General features: G+C 68.6%; 14 protein-coding genes. 9 read left to right on the forward strand and 5 right to left on the reverse strand.

The features are described from left to right. Positions 1 to 10: 10 nt before the first annotated feature. Positions 11 to 1,423 carry a vanillate/3-O-methylgallate O-demethylase gene (gene ligM / locus AC1MBE_RS09280; RefSeq protein ID WP_479777576.1) on the reverse strand — a complete coding sequence of 471 codons (1,413 nt, stop codon included), beginning with the start codon at positions 1,421 to 1,423 and terminating at the stop codon, positions 11 to 13. Positions 1,424 to 1,447: 24 nt separating this feature from the next. Beyond that, entirely contained in the window at positions 1,448 to 2,821 is a 1,374-nt protein-coding gene (locus AC1MBE_RS09285; protein WP_479777578.1) for an aminomethyl transferase family protein, read from the reverse strand. A gap of 253 nt (positions 2,822 to 3,074) precedes the next feature. Between AC1MBE_RS09285 and AC1MBE_RS09290 the strand changes: the two genes are divergently transcribed. The 9 genes from AC1MBE_RS09290 (at position 3,075) to AC1MBE_RS09330 (ending at position 12,284) form a co-directional block, all read left to right on the forward strand. After that, on the forward strand, positions 3,075 to 3,806 hold the full coding sequence (locus AC1MBE_RS09290; RefSeq protein WP_479777580.1) for a PIG-L deacetylase family protein: 732 nt from the start codon (positions 3,075 to 3,077) through the stop codon (positions 3,804 to 3,806). Further along, positions 3,803 to 4,513 carry a 4-carboxy-4-hydroxy-2-oxoadipate aldolase/oxaloacetate decarboxylase gene (locus AC1MBE_RS09295; RefSeq protein ID WP_479777582.1) on the forward strand — a complete coding sequence of 237 codons (711 nt, stop codon included), beginning with the start codon at positions 3,803 to 3,805 and terminating at the stop codon, positions 4,511 to 4,513. The genes AC1MBE_RS09290 and AC1MBE_RS09295 overlap by 4 nt, the downstream gene beginning before the upstream one ends. Continuing rightward, positions 4,500 to 5,579 carry a 4-oxalomesaconate tautomerase gene (locus AC1MBE_RS09300; protein ID WP_479777584.1) on the forward strand — a complete coding sequence of 360 codons (1,080 nt, stop codon included), beginning with the start codon at positions 4,500 to 4,502 and terminating at the stop codon, positions 5,577 to 5,579. Before AC1MBE_RS09295 ends, AC1MBE_RS09300 begins: the two co-directional genes overlap by 14 nt. A 27-nt stretch (positions 5,580 to 5,606) precedes the next feature. Next, the gene (locus tag AC1MBE_RS09305) at positions 5,607 to 6,653 is read left to right on the forward strand and encodes a VOC family protein (RefSeq protein WP_479777586.1); all 1,047 of its coding nucleotides are present in this window, start codon (positions 5,607 to 5,609) and stop codon (positions 6,651 to 6,653) included. Then, a complete protein-coding gene (locus tag AC1MBE_RS09310) occupies positions 6,653 to 8,146 on the forward strand; it encodes an aldehyde dehydrogenase family protein (protein ID WP_479777588.1) in 1,494 nt (497 codons plus the stop codon). The genes AC1MBE_RS09305 and AC1MBE_RS09310 overlap by 1 nt, the downstream gene beginning before the upstream one ends. A gap of 166 nt (positions 8,147 to 8,312) precedes the next feature. Next, positions 8,313 to 9,209, forward strand: coding sequence for a methylenetetrahydrofolate reductase (locus AC1MBE_RS09315; RefSeq protein ID WP_479777590.1), 897 nt, complete (start codon positions 8,313 to 8,315; stop codon positions 9,207 to 9,209). A gap of 10 nt (positions 9,210 to 9,219) precedes the next feature. Beyond that, positions 9,220 to 10,092: a formyltetrahydrofolate deformylase gene (purU, locus tag AC1MBE_RS09320; protein ID WP_479777592.1), complete on the forward strand. Its 873-nt coding sequence runs from the start codon at positions 9,220 to 9,222 to the stop codon at positions 10,090 to 10,092. Positions 10,093 to 10,180: 88 nt separating this feature from the next. Then, positions 10,181 to 11,593 (forward strand): vanillate/3-O-methylgallate O-demethylase, encoded by a 1,413-nt coding sequence (ligM, locus tag AC1MBE_RS09325; protein WP_479777594.1) that lies wholly within the window; start codon positions 10,181 to 10,183, stop codon positions 11,591 to 11,593. Between the two features lie 70 nt (positions 11,594 to 11,663). Continuing rightward, on the forward strand, positions 11,664 to 12,284 hold the full coding sequence (locus AC1MBE_RS09330; RefSeq protein WP_479777596.1) for a PadR family transcriptional regulator: 621 nt from the start codon (positions 11,664 to 11,666) through the stop codon (positions 12,282 to 12,284). Here AC1MBE_RS09330 and AC1MBE_RS09335 read toward each other — a convergent pair whose 3' ends face one another. The 3 genes from AC1MBE_RS09335 to AC1MBE_RS09345 are packed head-to-tail and all read right to left on the reverse strand — an operon-like array spanning position 12,285 to position 15,488. Continuing rightward, positions 12,285 to 13,541: an ABC transporter substrate-binding protein gene (locus AC1MBE_RS09335; RefSeq protein ID WP_479777598.1), complete on the reverse strand. Its 1,257-nt coding sequence runs from the start codon at positions 13,539 to 13,541 to the stop codon at positions 12,285 to 12,287. Next, a complete protein-coding gene (locus tag AC1MBE_RS09340; protein ID WP_479777600.1) occupies positions 13,531 to 14,607 on the reverse strand; it encodes a branched-chain amino acid ABC transporter permease in 1,077 nt (358 codons plus the stop codon). Before AC1MBE_RS09340 ends, AC1MBE_RS09335 begins: the two co-directional genes overlap by 11 nt. Continuing rightward, a complete protein-coding gene (locus AC1MBE_RS09345; RefSeq protein WP_346958796.1) occupies positions 14,607 to 15,488 on the reverse strand; it encodes a branched-chain amino acid ABC transporter permease in 882 nt (293 codons plus the stop codon). Before AC1MBE_RS09345 ends, AC1MBE_RS09340 begins: the two co-directional genes overlap by 1 nt. Positions 15,489 to 15,494 lie beyond the last annotated feature (6 nt).

Raw genomic sequence — 15,494 nt, forward strand, 5'->3', positions numbered from 1 at the left:
GGGCGCGTCCTCACCCGGCTGCGGTGCCCGCGGTACGCCAGCCACCGTGGTACTCGGTGCGAGCGGTGACAGCGTAGGGCACCGGGCTCACGACGGCGCGCACGCTGAGCTGCTCGTGCGGTTCCACGGTGGTCTTGCGCGATCCGCCGTCGGGTTCGCCCCAGACCACACGCACCTCGGTGCCGATTTCCACGTTGGGGTCCACCGTCGCCAGCGACAGCCCGCGGCGCTCGTTGGCCGTGACACCGGTGAAGAGCGAAAGACCCACCGCCGCGCCGTCGGCGTCCACCACGGAGTCGTAGTTCGACGACCCGTAGTTCGCGTTCGGGACGTCGAAGAACTGGTAGCCGGGGGTGTCGCGGTCCAGGAAGGACGCCCAGATTTTTGCCAGGTCCTCGTCGTTCCAGGCGAGCGTGACCTTCTTGCGCTGGGCGGCCGGATCGATCTGCTCGAGGGCGTCGCGGCCGATGAAGTCGTGATCGAACTTCACGAACGAGCCATAGCCGAGTTCCCACGGCGTGAGGTAATAGTCCTCAATGTCCGCCGACACGAAGGAGCCGGCGAGCGCGTTGATCGCCTCGTAGCTCGTGGCCGGCAGCCATTCCCGGTAGGCCTGCTCGGCGTCGCTGCTGTAGATGGCCGGCAGGGGCGAGGGAATCCAGCCCGACTCGAGTGTGTTCGACGAGTACGCCCGGGAGCCGCAGGGCTCGATGCCGAATTCGGCGCCGGCTTCGAGCACCGCGTCCCGGATCTTGCCGTGCTGCTCGTAGGGTCCCCAGATCTCCAGCCCCGGGGCGCCGGCCATCCCGTGGCGCAGCGTGCGGACCCGCCCGCCGGCGATGTCCAGGTGCCCCATGTGGAAGAACTTCACCTGTTCGAGGGTCCCGCCGTTGAGTTTCTCGATGATCTGCCAGGCGTTCGGACCCTGGATCTGGAAGCGGTAGTAGTCGCGCTGGACGGCCTGGCCGTAGGGGCGCGACGGCGACCGGTCGTCGTAGCGGCACTCGACGTCGTACCCGCCGGTCTCGGCGTGGAACTGGAGCCAGTTCGCGGCGGGGGCGCGTCCGACGTAGACGAAGTCGTGCTCGGCCTGATGGAAGAGGATGCCGTCGCCGATCACGCCTCCGTTGGACGCCGTCGGCACGAACTGCTTGGCCGTGTTCACAGGGAAGTTCGCGAAGCTGTTGATGCCGGTATCGGAAAGGAGCTTGAGCGCATCGGGGCCCTTCATAAAGAAGTTCACCATGTGGTGGGACTGGTCGTAGAGCACCGCGGTCTCACGCCAGGCGCGCTGTTCCCGCCGCCAGTTGGTGAATTCGGCGGGGACCACCGGGTAGATGTAGGTGCCGAGCTGTGAATTGCGCAGGTGTTCAACGGTGTTGCCTGCCGCATCGAGCACATCCTGCAGGGACTTCTGGGCCATCGGTTTTTCTCCTTCGGTAGTCGATCAGGTGCCTGGGCCGCGCAGCGTGGCGGCGCGGTAGCTTTCACGGGCATATTGGACGAACGGGGCCGGGGCGACGGTGGCGCGCACGGCGATCTGCCGGTGCGGCTCGACCTGGAGCTTGGCCGAGTTGGGTTGCTCACCCCAGAGCACTGTGACCTCGGCACCGGGCTCGGCGCGGCCGGGGTCCAGGGAGGCGAGCGAAACGAACGACTGCTCATTGGCGATATAGCCGCAGTCGAAGGACTGGCCGACGGTCACCCCGTCCTGGAGCACCCGGTCCACCTGGTACAGGGCGTACCGTGCCTTTGGCAGGTCGATGTACTTCGCCGGGGTGCCCGGGCGAAGCAGCGAGCCGATCGCCGCCTGGACATCGTCAGGGTTCCAGACCAGCGTCACCTTGCGCCGCTGCGGGCCGGCGGCCAGCGCCTCCAGCGCCTCGCGTCCGACGAAGTCGTGGTCGAACGCGACCGAGCGTCCGTAGTCCAGGTCGTACGGGGTCAGGTAGTAGTCCTCGATGTCCGGCGGGTCGAAGCTGCCGCCCAGCGAACCCGCCGCCGGGGCCGGAAGCCACTCGCGGTAGGCCCGCAGCCGTTCGTCCGTGAAGATCGCCGGCACCGGCGAGGGCACCCATCCCGACTCAAGGTTCGCCGTCGAATAGCCCTTCGCGCCCACCGGGGTCAGGCCGAACTCGGCCCCGGCCGCCAGCAGCGCGTCCCGGACACGCGCGCCGTCGGCCCATGGTCCGAAAAGCTCGTAGCCGGGCTGGCCGGCCATGCCGTGGCGGATGCCGCGGACTTCCAGTCCCGCGATCGGGAAGCGCCCCATGTGGAAGAAGCCGATCTGCGGCACCGGGCCGCCGATCAGCTTCTCGATGATCGCGACGGCGGTGGGGCCCTGAAGCTCGTAGCGGAACAGCCGCGGGTCGCCCTGGCGCACGATCGAATTGCCGTCGCGGACGACGTCGACGGCGTGGTGCCCCGTCTCCGCGTGGAACTGCACCCAGTCGATCACCATCGGATGCCCAACCAGGTTGAAAGAGTCGTCCTCAAGGTGGGCGAGGATGGCGTCGCCGATGATCTGCCCGCGGTGGTTCACCGCGATGAACTGCTTGGCGCGGTCCACCGGGAACCTGGCGAAGGAGTTCACCGCGAGCCCGCTGAGCAGACGCTCCGCGCCGGGACCGCTGAGGAAAAGGTCGGTCATGTGGTGGGACTGGTCCAGCAGCGCGCAGCTGGTCCGCCAGGAATGCTGCTCGGAGCGCCAATTGCTGAACTCCGCCGCCACCGGGAACACATGGGGGCGGGCCGGTGAGTTCCGCAGCAGCTCGACCGGCGAACCGGCCCGGTCCAGCGCTTCCTGCAAGGACTCCGTCACCGCACGGCCTCCGTCACTGTGAACTCCTTTGTTCGGCACGGGACTCTTTGGTCCGCAGGACGAATGCAGCGGGCGAAAATCGCCGCAGGAGCCATCAGCCCGCGATTGCTAACAAAATTGTAGCCGATGCCTTGACCGCGGTGCCAGAGCGTGGTTCTCTGGCATTGTCCGCGGCTGCCGGGGGCTAGATCGGGAACGCACGTCGTGAACGCACGTCGAGGATGGGCAAGCAATCCGGGAAGGACACCTCATCATGGGCAACGGAGGCACTGTGCTGGTGGTCAGCGCGCACGCGGGCGACTTCGTCTGGCGGGCCGGCGGGGCGATCGCCGCCGCCACCGCCCGCGGCGACCGCGCCGTCGTCGTCTGCCTCTCCTACGGCGAGCGCGGCGAGTCCGCCAGCCAGTGGCTGGCCGGGAAGTCGCTGGAGGAGATCAAGGCGCTGCGGCGCGGTGAGGCCGAGGCCGCCGCGGCGGCCCTCGGGGCGGACATCGAATTCCTCGACGCCGGCGACTACCCGCTCCTGCCGAGCCGGGAACTGCTCGATGACCTCGTCCGGATCTACCGCCGGGTGCAGCCCACCGTCGTGCTGACCCATCCGCTGCTGGACCCGTACAACGGCGACCACCCGACGGCCGCGAAGCTGGCGATCGAGGCCAGGATCCTGGCCCAGGCGATCGGGTACGACGCGCCCGGCGAGGTGCTCGGCGCGCCGCCGGTGTTCTTCTTCGAACCGCACCAGCCCGAGCAGTGCGACTTCAAACCCGACGTCCTGCTCGACATCACCGCCGCTTTTCCCGCCAAGGAGCGGGCAATGAAGTGCCTGCCCGCCCAGCAGCACATGTGGGACTACTACAGCTCGCTCGCCGTGCGCCGGGGTGTGCAGGTCAAACGCAATGCCGGACCGAACCTGGGCCTGCCCGTCGATACCCGGGGCGAGGCCTACATGCGCTACTACCCGCAGGTCACCGAGGTGCTCGAGTGAAACCCGTTGTGGTCACCGGCGTGGAGCGGGCGGACGCGCCGTCGGTCGAGGCCCTCGCCGCGCACGGGGTGGCGACGGTGCACGAGGCCATGGGCCGCAGCGGGCTGGTGGGCACCGCGCTCCGGCCGATCCAGGACGGGGTCCGGATTGCCGGCTCGGCCGTGACGGTGCTCTGCTGGCCGGGGGACAACCTCATGATCCACGCGGCCGTCGAACAGTGCCGGGAGGGGGACGTGCTGGTGGTGACCACCACCTCGCCGTGCCTGGACGGCTCGTTCGGCGAACTGTTCGCGACGGCGCTGCGGTACCGCGGGGTGCGCGGGCTCGTGACCACCGGCGGCGTCCGCGACGTCGCCGAGCTGCGGGAGATGGGTTTTCCGGTCTGGTCCGCCGCGGTCAACGCGCAGGGGACGGTCAAGGCCACAGCCGGCTCGGTGAATGTGCCGATCACGGTCGGCGGGGCCCTCGTCTGCCCGGGGGACGTGATCGTGGCCGACGACGACGGCGTGCTGTGTGTGCCGCGCGGCGGCGTGCGGGCCGCCCTCGAGGCCGCCGACGCGCGGGTCGCGAAAGAGGCCGAAGCGCGCGCGGCCTACCGCGCCGGAGAGTTGAGCCTGGACCGGAACCGGCTCCGCGGCCTGCTGGACGGGCTGGGCGTCCGCTACCTGGGTGCGGCGGAGTACGAGGCGGACGATGGCCGCGGCTGAAGGCATCCCGTGCCTCCTGATGCGCGGCGGCACCTCCAAGGGCGCATATTTCCTCGCCTCGGACCTGCCTGCGGACCCCGGTGAACGCGACGGGCTGCTGCTGCGGATCATGGGCACCCCCGACCCCCGGCAGATCGACGGGCTCGGCGGCGCGCACCCGCTCACCAGCAAGGTCGCCGTGATCGCACCGTCCCCGGACGACGACGCCGACGTGGACTACCTGTTCCTGCAGCTGGGGGTCGACACGGCGTTTGTCACCAGCCGCCAGAACTGCGGCAACATCCTGGCCGGGGTGGGACCGTTCGCGCTTGAGCGCGGCCTGGTGCCGGCTGGCGGGGAGCAGACCGAAGTGCGCATCCGGATGGTCAACACCAACAGCATCGCCACCGCGCGCTTCGCCACCCCCGGCGGCGCGGTGGACTATGACGGGGGCCTCGCGATCGACGGCGTCCCCGGCACGGCGGGCGCGATCCGGCTCAATTTCGAGGGCACCGCGGGCTCGTCAACCGGGGCGCTGTTCCCCACGGGCCGGGTCCTGGACCGCGTCGGGGAGGTGGAACTGACCTGCGTCGACAACGGCATGCCGAGCGTGCTGCTGCGTGCCGCCGACCTCGGCGTCACCGGGGACGAACCGCCGGACGAGCTGGAGGCTGACGCCGGCCTGGCCGCCCGCCTGGCCGAACTCCGCCTCGCCGCGGCCGGCCTGATGGGCATGGGCGACGTCACCGGCGCGACCGTGCCGAAGTTGGTCCTGCTGGCCCCGCCCCGGGCCGGCGGCAGCATCGCCACCCGCAGTTTCCTGCCCGTGCGCGTCCACACCTCGATCGGCGTCCTCGGGGCGCTCACGGTCGCCGCCGGAGTGCTGGCGGACGGGTCGGTGGGCCACGGAATCGCCGCGCTGCCGCCGCCGGACGCCCCGTTCCGGGTCGAGCATCCCACCGGCCACTTCGACGTCGAGGTCGGGGTCGAGCCCTCCGCCGGCGGTTTCACCGTCACCCGCTCGGCCGCCCTGCGCACGGCGCGAAAAATCTTCGAGGGGTACGTCTATCCCCGCCCCCGCCTGTGACACCCACCCCTCAGAGAGGACAGTTCCATGACCGAGTTCACCTCGTTCGACGTCGCCCACCTGGGAAACGTGGAGCTACTGACTCCCACCTTCGAGCAGAGCCTGTGGTTCTTCCGCGACCTGCTGGCCATGCGCGTCGTCGCGGAAACCGGCGGAGCTGATGGAGCCGGGATGAAGAGGTCCGCCTACCTGCGGACGTGGGACGAGTACCAGGTCTACACGGTAAAACTCACCGAGTCGGCCGACGCCGGCGTCGGCCGGACGTCCTTCCGGACCAGCAGCCAGGCGGCGCTGGAGCGCCGGGTGGCGGCCATCGAGGCGACCGGCCTCGGCGTCGGCTGGGTGGACGGCGAGATGGGGACGGGCCCCGCGTATGCCTTCCGCGACCCCGACGGGCACGACATGGCCATCTACTACGAGACGGAGCGGTATGTGGCCACCGACGACAAGCCCGCGCTGAAAAACCAGGCCTCGGCGTTCCCCGGCCGCGGCGTCAACGCCAGGCGGCTGGACCACATCAACTACCTGGCCAGGGACGTGGTGGCCAACGGCGAGTTCGTGGCGAAGGCGCTGGGGGGACGGGAGAGCGAACGGATCAAGCTCGACGACGGCGGCTACGCCGCCTGGTGGTTCCACTTCAACAACAAGTCCTACGACATCGTGTACTCCGACGACTGGCTCAAGCACGGCAACCGGCTGCACCACATCGCCTTCGCCCCCGACACCCGCGAGGACATCCTCAAGGCCGCCGACATTTTCCTGGAGAACGGCATCCACATCGAGTCCGGCCCGCACAAGCACGCCATCAACCAGACCTTTTTCCTCTACGTCTGGGAGCCCGGCGGCAACCGGATCGAATTCGCCAACGCCGGCGCCCGCCTGCTGTTGGATCCCGACTCGCCGGTGGTGGAATGGACCCAGGAGGAACGCAAGAAGGGCCAGGCGTGGGGCATGAAAACGATCGAGACGTTCCACACCCACGGAACGCCGAACGTGAAGGACGCAACGAACGACCCAATGAACGGACCCGGCAATACCGCACAGAGCAATACTGCACAGAGAGGTGCGAAGTGATGACCAACGCAACGAACACGTCGACGCCGGTGACAACCGGACTGTATATCGGGGGCTCCGAGCGCCAGGCGGCCTCGACCCTGGCGATCGCGGACCCGGGCAAACCCGGCGTCACGGTCGGGCACGCGGCCGCGGCGGGCCCCGCCGACGTCGACGACGCGATTGCCGCAGCGAAGGCGGCCTACCCCGGATGGTCCGCGCTAAGCGCCCAGGAACGCGCCGGGCAGATGCGGGCGGCCCTTGAAGGCATTGCCGACTTCCGCGACGAGGACGCCGCCATCCTGTCCCAGGAGAACGGGAAGATCCGGATGGAGGCATGGGTCGACTCGCTGGTGTTCGAGATCCGCTGGAACCTTGCGCTGGCGCTGGCCGACGAGGTGGAGGCCACCAAGGTGCTCCCGCCCGCACCCGGCATCCCGGTCACCACCACGGTGGCGTTCCAGCCGCTGGGGGTGGTGACGGTGATCGTGCCGTTCAACTGGCCGATCGCGATCCTTGCGGCCTCGCTGCCGCACGCGCTGCTCGCCGGCAACACCGCCATCGTGAAGCCGCCGCCCACGGCGCCGCTGGCGACTACCCGGGTGGTCCAGAGGATCGCGGAGAAACTGCCGCCGGGGGTGCTGAACGTCGTGACGGGCAAGGATGCCGACATGGCTGCCCTCATCACCAGCCCCGACGTCGCGAAGGTGTGCTTCACCGGCAGCGTCGGCGGCGGCCAGCGCATCATGGAGATGGCCGCGAAATCGCTGACCCGGGTGACGCTGGAACTTGGCGGAAACGACGCCGCCGTCATCCTGGCGGACGCCATCCTCGATGACACCCATCTGGACCGGCTCTACGCCGCGATCTTCGACACCACCGGGCAGATCTGCATGAACGCGAAGCGGATCTACGTCCACCGTTCGCGCCTGGACGATGTTGTCGCGGGGCTGGCGGGCCGGCTCGAGCAGGCCGTGATCGGCTACGGGCTCCAGGAGGGGACCACCATGGGGCCCCTGCACTCGCCGGCGCAGAAAGCCTTCGTCACCGGGCTCATCGAGGAGGCGAAGGCGGCCGGAGCCGACGTCAGGGAGTACGGGACGCTGCCGACGGACCCGGCCTTGCAGGGCGGGAACTTCCTGCGCCCGGCCCTGGTCATCGACCCGGACCCCGCGCTGCGCGTCGTCACCGAGGAGCAGTTCGGCCCGGTCATCCCGCTCATCCCGTTCGACACGGAGGAGGAAGGGATCGAGGCCGCGAACGCCACCTGGGCCGGGCTCTGCGGCTCGGTCTGGACCGCGGACCCCGCCACGGCGGACCGCGTCGGCGGGAAGCTGGTCTGCGGCTACGTCTGGGTCAATGACCACGGCGCCACCCGGCTGGACCTGCGCGCTCCGTTCGGCGGCATGAAGCAGTCCGGCATGGGCCGGGAGCAGGGGATCGAAGGGGTCCGGGCATTCCAAGACACCCGGGCGATCGCCCACCTGGAGCCTGCTGACCCGTCAGCAGGCTGACCGGCGGGGCGGGCTAAGCCAAGGGGCAGGAACGCCCCCGCTGCGTCTTGACCGGCGCAGCGGGGGTAGGACCGCCACTTCGCTGCAAATACCTATGGACAGTCCCTATCGACATAGCTAAAGTCGGGAGTGGGCGCACCGTTGCACCCACCGAAAGGACTCCCCGATGGCGACTCGAATCACGCCCGCGATCAACCGGGCAGCATCGCTGGAACTCATCCATGATTTTTCACTAGAGATGACCGGCAAGGACATCCCCGCCCTGAATGAGGCGAAAGACCAGATCCCTCCCGGCACCCGGATCAACGTCACCTTCCTCGGCAACGAGGACCTCGAGATGCGGGTGGCCGCCGCAAAGGCAGTCCGCGACCTCGGCTTCGTGCCCGTCCCGCACATTTCCGCCCGCCGCTTGAAGAGCCAGGGGCAGCTGGAGGAGTTCCTCGGCCGGCTGCAGGAGGTCGGCGCCGCCGACCGTGTGTTCGCCGTCGGCGGTGACCCGGGGACGCCGGAGGGCCCTTACGAGGATTCGCTCGCTGTCATCCGCAGCGGCATCCTGCAGCAGTTCGGCGTCCGCGAGGTGGGCATCGGCGGATATCCGGAAGGCCACCCGGACATCCCGAAGGACCGCCTCTGGGGCGCCCTGGAGGACAAGGCCGCCGCCCTTGCCGAGCAGGAGCTCGGCGCCGTCATCCTGACCCAGTTCGCGTTCGATACCGACCCGGTCGCCGACTGGATCGATGCAGTGCGGGCCAAGGGCATTAACGCCCCGATCCGCGTCGGTACGCCCGGGCCGGCGGGCATCAAACGGCTGCTTGGCTTCGCGCGCCGCTTCGGCGTTGGCGCCAACGCCATGATCGTGAAGAAGTACGGCTTCTCGCTGACGAACCTGATGGGGGATGCGGGACCGGACCGGTTCGTCAACGATCTTGCGGCTGTCCTCGCGGCACATACGCCGGGGGCGCAGCCGCAGATCGGCGGCCGGGTGGGCTTGCACTTCTACACCTTCGGCGGCCTGCTGGCGACGGCGGAGTGGGCCCGGCACTTCACCGCCGAGCAGGGCTGAGGAGGCGGCGGTGGCCCTTCATACCGAATCGCTGAAGGATCAGTCGTGCCTGATCGTCCACGGTCCCGACCAGCCCGGGATTGTGGCAGCGGTCGCGGCCCTGGTCACCCGCAACAACGGGAACATCGTCTCCCTGGACCAGTACTCGTCCGACCCGACGTCGGGCGATTTCTTCCAGCGGGTGGTGTTCAACCGGCCCGACCTTGCCGCCGCGATGCCGGCGATCGAGGCGGACCTGGACAAGACCCTGGCCCCGCTGGGGCTCTCCTGGACGCTCACCGACCGGTCCGTTCCCAAGCGGATGGCCATCCTGGTGTCGACGTCGGACCACTGCCTGCTCGAACTGTTGTGGCGGCACCGGCGCGGTGAGCTGCCGGTGACCATCCCGATGGTGATCTCGAACCACACAAACACGGCGGAGGACGTCCGTTCCTTCGGGGTGCCCTTCTTCCACGTCCCCTCCCTGGGCGAGGACAAGTCGCAGGCGGAAGCCGAGATCCTGAAACTGCTGGACGGGAACGTCGATTTTGTGGTGCTGGCGCGCTACATGCAGATCCTGTCACCGGACTTCCTGGACCGGGTGGGGGTGCCGCTGATCAACATCCACCATTCCTTCCTGCCCGCGTTCATCGGCGCGGCCCCGTACCGCAAGGCCAAGGAGCGGGGCGTCAAACTCATCGGCGCGACGTCGCACTACGTGACCAAGGACCTTGATGAGGGCCCGATCATCGAGCAGGACGTCGCCCGGGTGACCCATGCCCATTCGGCGCTCGATCTGCAGGCCCGCGGCGCGTACGTGGAGCGGGCCGTGCTCTCGCGCGCCGTCCAATGGCACGCCGAGGACCGCGTCATCCGGCACGGCAACCAGACCATCGTTTTCTGACCCATCAACCCGGCGCCGCGGGCTTCCTTCCCGCGGCCCTAACCGAACAGTCCGACAGCACCAACCGACACAGAACAAGAGGTTCACCGTGGCACCTAAGAATCTGCAGGAAGTCCTCGACGCGTCCCGCGGCGCAGTCGACCTCCTCCGCAACTCCCAGATCGGCTCGTACATCTACCCGGTGGTTCCGGCCGACTTCCAGAACTGGATCAAGGAGCAGACCGCCTGGCGCCAGACCGCGGTGCTCTATGACCAGTCCCACCACATGGACAACCTGTTCATGAAGGGCTCGGACGCGATCAAGCTGATCACGTCCACGGCGATCAATTCGACCGCCGTGTTCCCCGTCAACAAGGCGAAGCAGTATGTGCCGACCACCGAGTCCGGGCACGTCATCGGCGACGGCATCCTCTTCCGCGAGGCGGAGGACGAGTATGTCTACGTCGGGCGCGCCCCGGCCGCGAACTGGCTGCTCTACCACGGCGAGACCGGCGGCTACGGGAATCTTGACATCACGGTGGACCGCCGTTCGCCGTCGCGGCCCTACGGCAGCCAGGTGACCCGCCAGTACTACCGCTTCCAGATCCAGGGCCCGAACGCCTGGCAGGTGATCGAGAAGCTCAACGGGGGCCCGCTCGAACAGCTCAAGTTCTTCAACATGTCGACCATGACGATTGACGGCACGACCGTCCGCACCCTCCGCCACGGCATGGCCGGCGCGCCGGGGCTCGAGATCTGGGGCCCGTACGCCGACCACGGCCGCATCCGCGACGCGATCGTCGAGGCCGGCGCCGAGTTCGGGCTCGTCCCGGTCGGGTCGCGCGCCTACCCGTCCAACACGCTCGAATCAGGCTGGATCCCCTCGCCGCTGCCGGCCATCTACACCGGCGAAGCCGAGCGCGGCTACCGCGAGTGGCTTCCCGCGGACGGCTACGAGGCGACCGGAACCCTGGCCGGCTCGTTCGTGTCCGGGAATATCGAGGACTACTACCTGACCCCCTGGGAGCTCGGCTACGGCTCGTTCGTGAAGTTCGACCACGACTTCATCGGCCGCGACGCGCTGCAGCGACTGGACCCGGCCGCCCAGCGCAAGAAGGTCACACTGGCCTGGGACGCCGAGGATGTCACGTCGATCTACGCGTCGCTGTTCAACGTCGAGGGACCGAGCTACAAGTTCTTCGACCTGCCGCTGGCGAACTACGGCTCGGCCAACTATGACTCGGTCGTCGACGCCGACGGAACGGTCGTCGGGTACTCGATGTTCACCGGGTACAGCGCGAACGAACGGCGCGCCCTCTCGCTCGCGACGATCGACCCCAACGTCCCCGAAGGCACAGAACTGAAGGTCGTCTGGGGGGAGCCGAACGGCGGAACCGCCAAGGCCGCCGTCGAGCCGCACGTGCAGACCGAGGTGCGCGCCGTCGTCAGCCCGGTGCCCTACTCCACCGTCGCCCGCGCCACCTACCAGGGCGGCTGGCGCACGAACTACCAGTCGGCCTAGGCTGGGGACCCCGGTACAAGGGGGCGGCGGCGCCCCCTTGTACCTCCCCCGGCCACTGAAGGAGTGCCGCATGAGCCTGCGATACGCGCTGCTGGCGCTGCTGCGGGTGGGTCCGCTCTCGGGCTACGAACTGCAGAAGCAGTTCGCCATGTCGGTCGGCCACGTGTGGCACGCGCCGGACTCCCAGATCTACCCCGAGCTGCGCAAGATGGAGGCCGAGGGCCTCATCGAAGGCGAAGAGCAGCCCAGGGGCCAGCGCGCCACCCGGCGCGTCTACCACGTGACCGACGCCGGGAACGGTGCGTTCCTCGACTGGATGCAGACGCCGCTGGAGTACGCCCGCGTCCGCGACCCCGCCCACCTGCGCGCCGCCTACCTGGAGGCGGCGTCACCCGCGGCGGCGCGCGAATTCTTCCGCGGGCACATCGCCCAGTGGGAGCGAGAACTGGCCCAGTGGGAGGGAGAGCTGGTCCGGATCGCGCAGACCGCCAACCCGATGCTGGTGCGGCGCCTCGCCGTCACCGAGCCGGAGGACCGCGAACGGACCATAGCGTTCAAACGCTTTACCTACGAGGGCCTGGTGGAGCGGGCCCGGATCGAGATCGCCTGGGCCCGCCGGGGCCTCCAGCTCATCGATGAACTGGAGGCCTCGGGCGGGGTGTGGTCCGGCCCCGGTGCCGCGCTGGTCTAGCTAACCGAAGTTCTCGGCCGTCGCGTAGCCCTTGCCGTTGTACTTCTGCACGATGACGGACGACACGGCCGGCTGGCCGTCGACCGTCGTGTCGACCGCGGTGCCCGAGAGCATCAGGGGCGCCTTCAGGTCCTTGATGTTCCGCAGCGCCGTCATAAAGCTGTCACGCGTCGGCTCGGTCATGGACTTGAACGCCTGCTCAAGCGTGGCTCCCACCATGTAGCTCCACATGCAGTGCGGGAACGCCGGCATATCCGGGTAATTGCCGTACTGCTTGAGTTCGGCGAGGAATTTCACGACGTCGGGATCCTTGGCGAACGCCGGGCTCTGCGGCGCCTTGGCGAAGGACACCGAGTAGACGCCGGGGTAGGCGGACCCGCCGCCCGGTTCGAGGATCGCCGTCGGGCTTGAAGTGTTGGACGGGAGGAACCAGCTGGGCTTCCAGCCGATCTGCTGCGCCTTCTGCAGCGCGGCGATGGTCAGCGGCGTGATCGACATGGCGTTGAAGAAGACGTCGGCCTTCGACGACGCCAGCTGGGTGAGCTGCGCGTCCACCGAGGTGTCGGTGGCCTCATAGGTCTGTTCGCCCACCACCGAGATGTTGGAGGCGCCCTTGATGGCGTCCTTGAAGCCCTGGACGTAGCCCTTGCCGTAGTCGTCGTTCTGCGACAGGATGGCGACCTTGTGCTGGTCCTTGGAGGCCGCAAGCAGCTTGCCGAACGCCGCTCCCTCGTTCTGGTAGACCGGCACGAACCCCAGCTGCCAGGGGCTTTGCTTCCGGTCGCTGAACAAGGGATCGCCGGTCATCACGAGCACCTGCGGGACCTTCTGGCTGGTCGCGGCTTCCCGGAAGGCCCGGTTGGTCGGCGTGCCGAGGCCTGCGGTGGCGGCGAAGACGTTGTCCGACACCATCTGCTGGAAGTTCGCCAGCGACTTCTGCGGATCGTACGCATCGTCGTAGGACTTGATGCTGACGGTGCGCGTCTTGCCGTCGCCGAACTTCACGCCGCCGGCCGCGTTGACCGCGCCGAAGTAGGCGGAGACGCCGGCGACGGTGCATTTGCCCGGGCCCGCCGTCGCGCCGCTGAGCGGGGTGGTGATGCCGAGCGTGATGGACGTGTCCGTGATACCGGGGGACGCTCCCGAGCCGCCGCCCTGGCCGGCGCCGTCGCGGGTACACCCTGAGAGGGAGAGCGCGAGGACCGATGCCATCGCGACGATGCCGAGGACCCCGCCTGGCTTTGTTCTAATCTTCATGGTCGGTCTTGCCTCTCTGTGTTTTCGACTCCCTCCGGCGCGGCGTCCGGAACCGGATGATGCGCAGGAGCGGGCTGCGGGGGATTCCCGGCTTGGGGGCGGCCGGTCCGCCGCCGGCTGAGCCGGCGACCCGCGGAAGGCTGACCAGTCCTCCGGGCAACAGGAACAGCACCGCGAGGAGGATCACGCCCTGGCTGAGGGTTGTGAAGTTCGGATCGATCGCGTTCGTCAGCTGCGGCACGAACACGTAGTAGGCGCCGCCGAGGAGCGCGCCCGCGATGCTGCCGGCGCCGCCGATGACCATCGCCGCCACGAGGCTGATCGAGTGGCCGAAGCTGAGGGTCTCCGGTGAGGTGTACTGCACGGCCGCGAGGTAGAGGAACCCGCTGGCCCCGCCGAAGATCGAGGCGATCGTGAACGCGAGCACCTTAGTGCGATAGGGCGAGACGCCCATCGAGGCGGCGACGGCTTCGTTTTCGCGCACCACCGCGAAGGCCCTGCCGTACTTGCCCTGCACCAGGCTCCGGGCCAGCAGGAACGCCACAGCGGTCACCAGCAGCACGATGTAGAACTGCCACTGGTCGCTGTACAGCCCAGACCAGTCGGGGGCATCCGAGAAGCGGGCCGAGATGCCCTGCGAACCGCCGGTGAACTCCGAGAGGCGCTTGGCTAGGGGGACGCCGACAATCGGCAGGGCAATGGTCACCATGGCGATCGCCAGGCCGCCGAGCCGGGCAGCGGCCAGCGCCACCAGCAGCCCGACAATCCCCGCGACGGCGCAGGCCGCAAGGAACACCACCAGGATGTTCCAGCCCTGGTTGACGCCGTAGGCGGTGACGTAGGCGCCGAGCCCGACGAAGAAGATCTGCCCGAGGTTGACCTGCCCGGTGTAGCCCATGACGATGTTCAGCCCCAGCACCGCGACGGCGTAGACGCCGATGCGCACCAGCGTCTGGTTCGCAAACGCGGGGAGGACGAGCGGGGCAACGATCAGCATCACCGCGGCCACGAGGCCCAGGGCAATCCGTGCCGGCCGGTTGCGGAAAGCGGACGCTACGGTAGCCATCAGACCCTCACCACGACCTTTCTGCCGAACAGGCCCTGGGGACGGAGGATAAGGATGACGAAGATCAGGACGAACGGGACGGCGATCTTCAGGTCATGGCCGATCAGGGGCACGTAGACGGCCACCAGGTTCTCCAGCACGCCGATCGCCGAGGCGGCCACGACGCAGCCGATCGGGCTGCTCAGGCCGCCGAGGATAACGGCGGCGAGCGCGTACACCAGCGCGGTGTCGAGCATGCCCGGCGTCAGTGTCAGCTGCGGGGCGACCAGGACGCCCGCGATCGCTCCCAGGGTCGCGGCCAGCCCCCAGCCGACCATCAGCAGCCGCCCCACCGGGAGGCCGGAAAACGCTGCCGACGCCGGGTTGTCCGCCACGGCGCGGAGCGCGAGCCCGAGCTTGGTGCGGAGGAACAACAGCTGCAGCACCACCATGATCACCACGATGGTCACCGTGGTGGCCAGCGACCGGACACTCACCACCGCGCCGAGGATTTCCACGCTGGTGAGCGGGAACAGCGACGGGAATCCGAGGTTGTTGTAGCCCCAGAGCACTGCGGCGATGCCGGTGACAAGGGTGAGCAACCCGATTGTCACCACCACGGCCGTGTCCGGATCGCCGCGTTCGAACCGGCGGACCAGGAACCGCTCCACCAGCGCGCCGATGAAGAAGGAGAGCACCACGGCGATGAGGATTGCGAGGATCAGCGGCAGGCCGGTCTTGACGAAGGCGTAGGCGATGTAGCTGGACAGCACTGCCATGCCGCCCTGGGCGAAGTTGATCAGGCCGGTCGCCTGGTTCACGAGCACGATCGCGAGGGCGAGGGCCGCGTAGATGGAGCCGGTCGAGAGGCCGTCGACGACGAGCTGGATAAAGGTTCCCATGTCCGT

The organism is Arthrobacter sp. BG5, assembly GCF_056680155.1.

Coding starts and splice junctions, on each gene's coding strand:
- ligM (WP_479777576.1), bottom strand. CDS start 1,423: ATGGCCCAGAAGTCCCTGCAGGATGTGCTCGATGCGGCAGGCAACACC.
- AC1MBE_RS09290 (WP_479777580.1), top strand. CDS start 3,075: ATGGGCAACGGAGGCACTGTGCTGGTGGTCAGCGCGCACGCGGGCGAC.
- AC1MBE_RS09300 (WP_479777584.1), top strand. CDS start 4,500: ATGGCCGCGGCTGAAGGCATCCCGTGCCTCCTGATGCGCGGCGGCACC.
- AC1MBE_RS09305 (WP_479777586.1), top strand. CDS start 5,607: ATGACCGAGTTCACCTCGTTCGACGTCGCCCACCTGGGAAACGTGGAG.
- AC1MBE_RS09310 (WP_479777588.1), top strand. CDS start 6,653: ATGACCAACGCAACGAACACGTCGACGCCGGTGACAACCGGACTGTAT.
- AC1MBE_RS09315 (WP_479777590.1), top strand. CDS start 8,313: ATGGCGACTCGAATCACGCCCGCGATCAACCGGGCAGCATCGCTGGAA.
- AC1MBE_RS09330 (WP_479777596.1), top strand. CDS start 11,664: ATGAGCCTGCGATACGCGCTGCTGGCGCTGCTGCGGGTGGGTCCGCTC.
- AC1MBE_RS09335 (WP_479777598.1), bottom strand. CDS start 13,541: ATGAAGATTAGAACAAAGCCAGGCGGGGTCCTCGGCATCGTCGCGATG.
- AC1MBE_RS09340 (WP_479777600.1), bottom strand. CDS start 14,607: ATGGCTACCGTAGCGTCCGCTTTCCGCAACCGGCCGGCACGGATTGCC.
- AC1MBE_RS09345 (WP_346958796.1), bottom strand. CDS start 15,488: ATGGGAACCTTTATCCAGCTCGTCGTCGACGGCCTCTCGACCGGCTCC.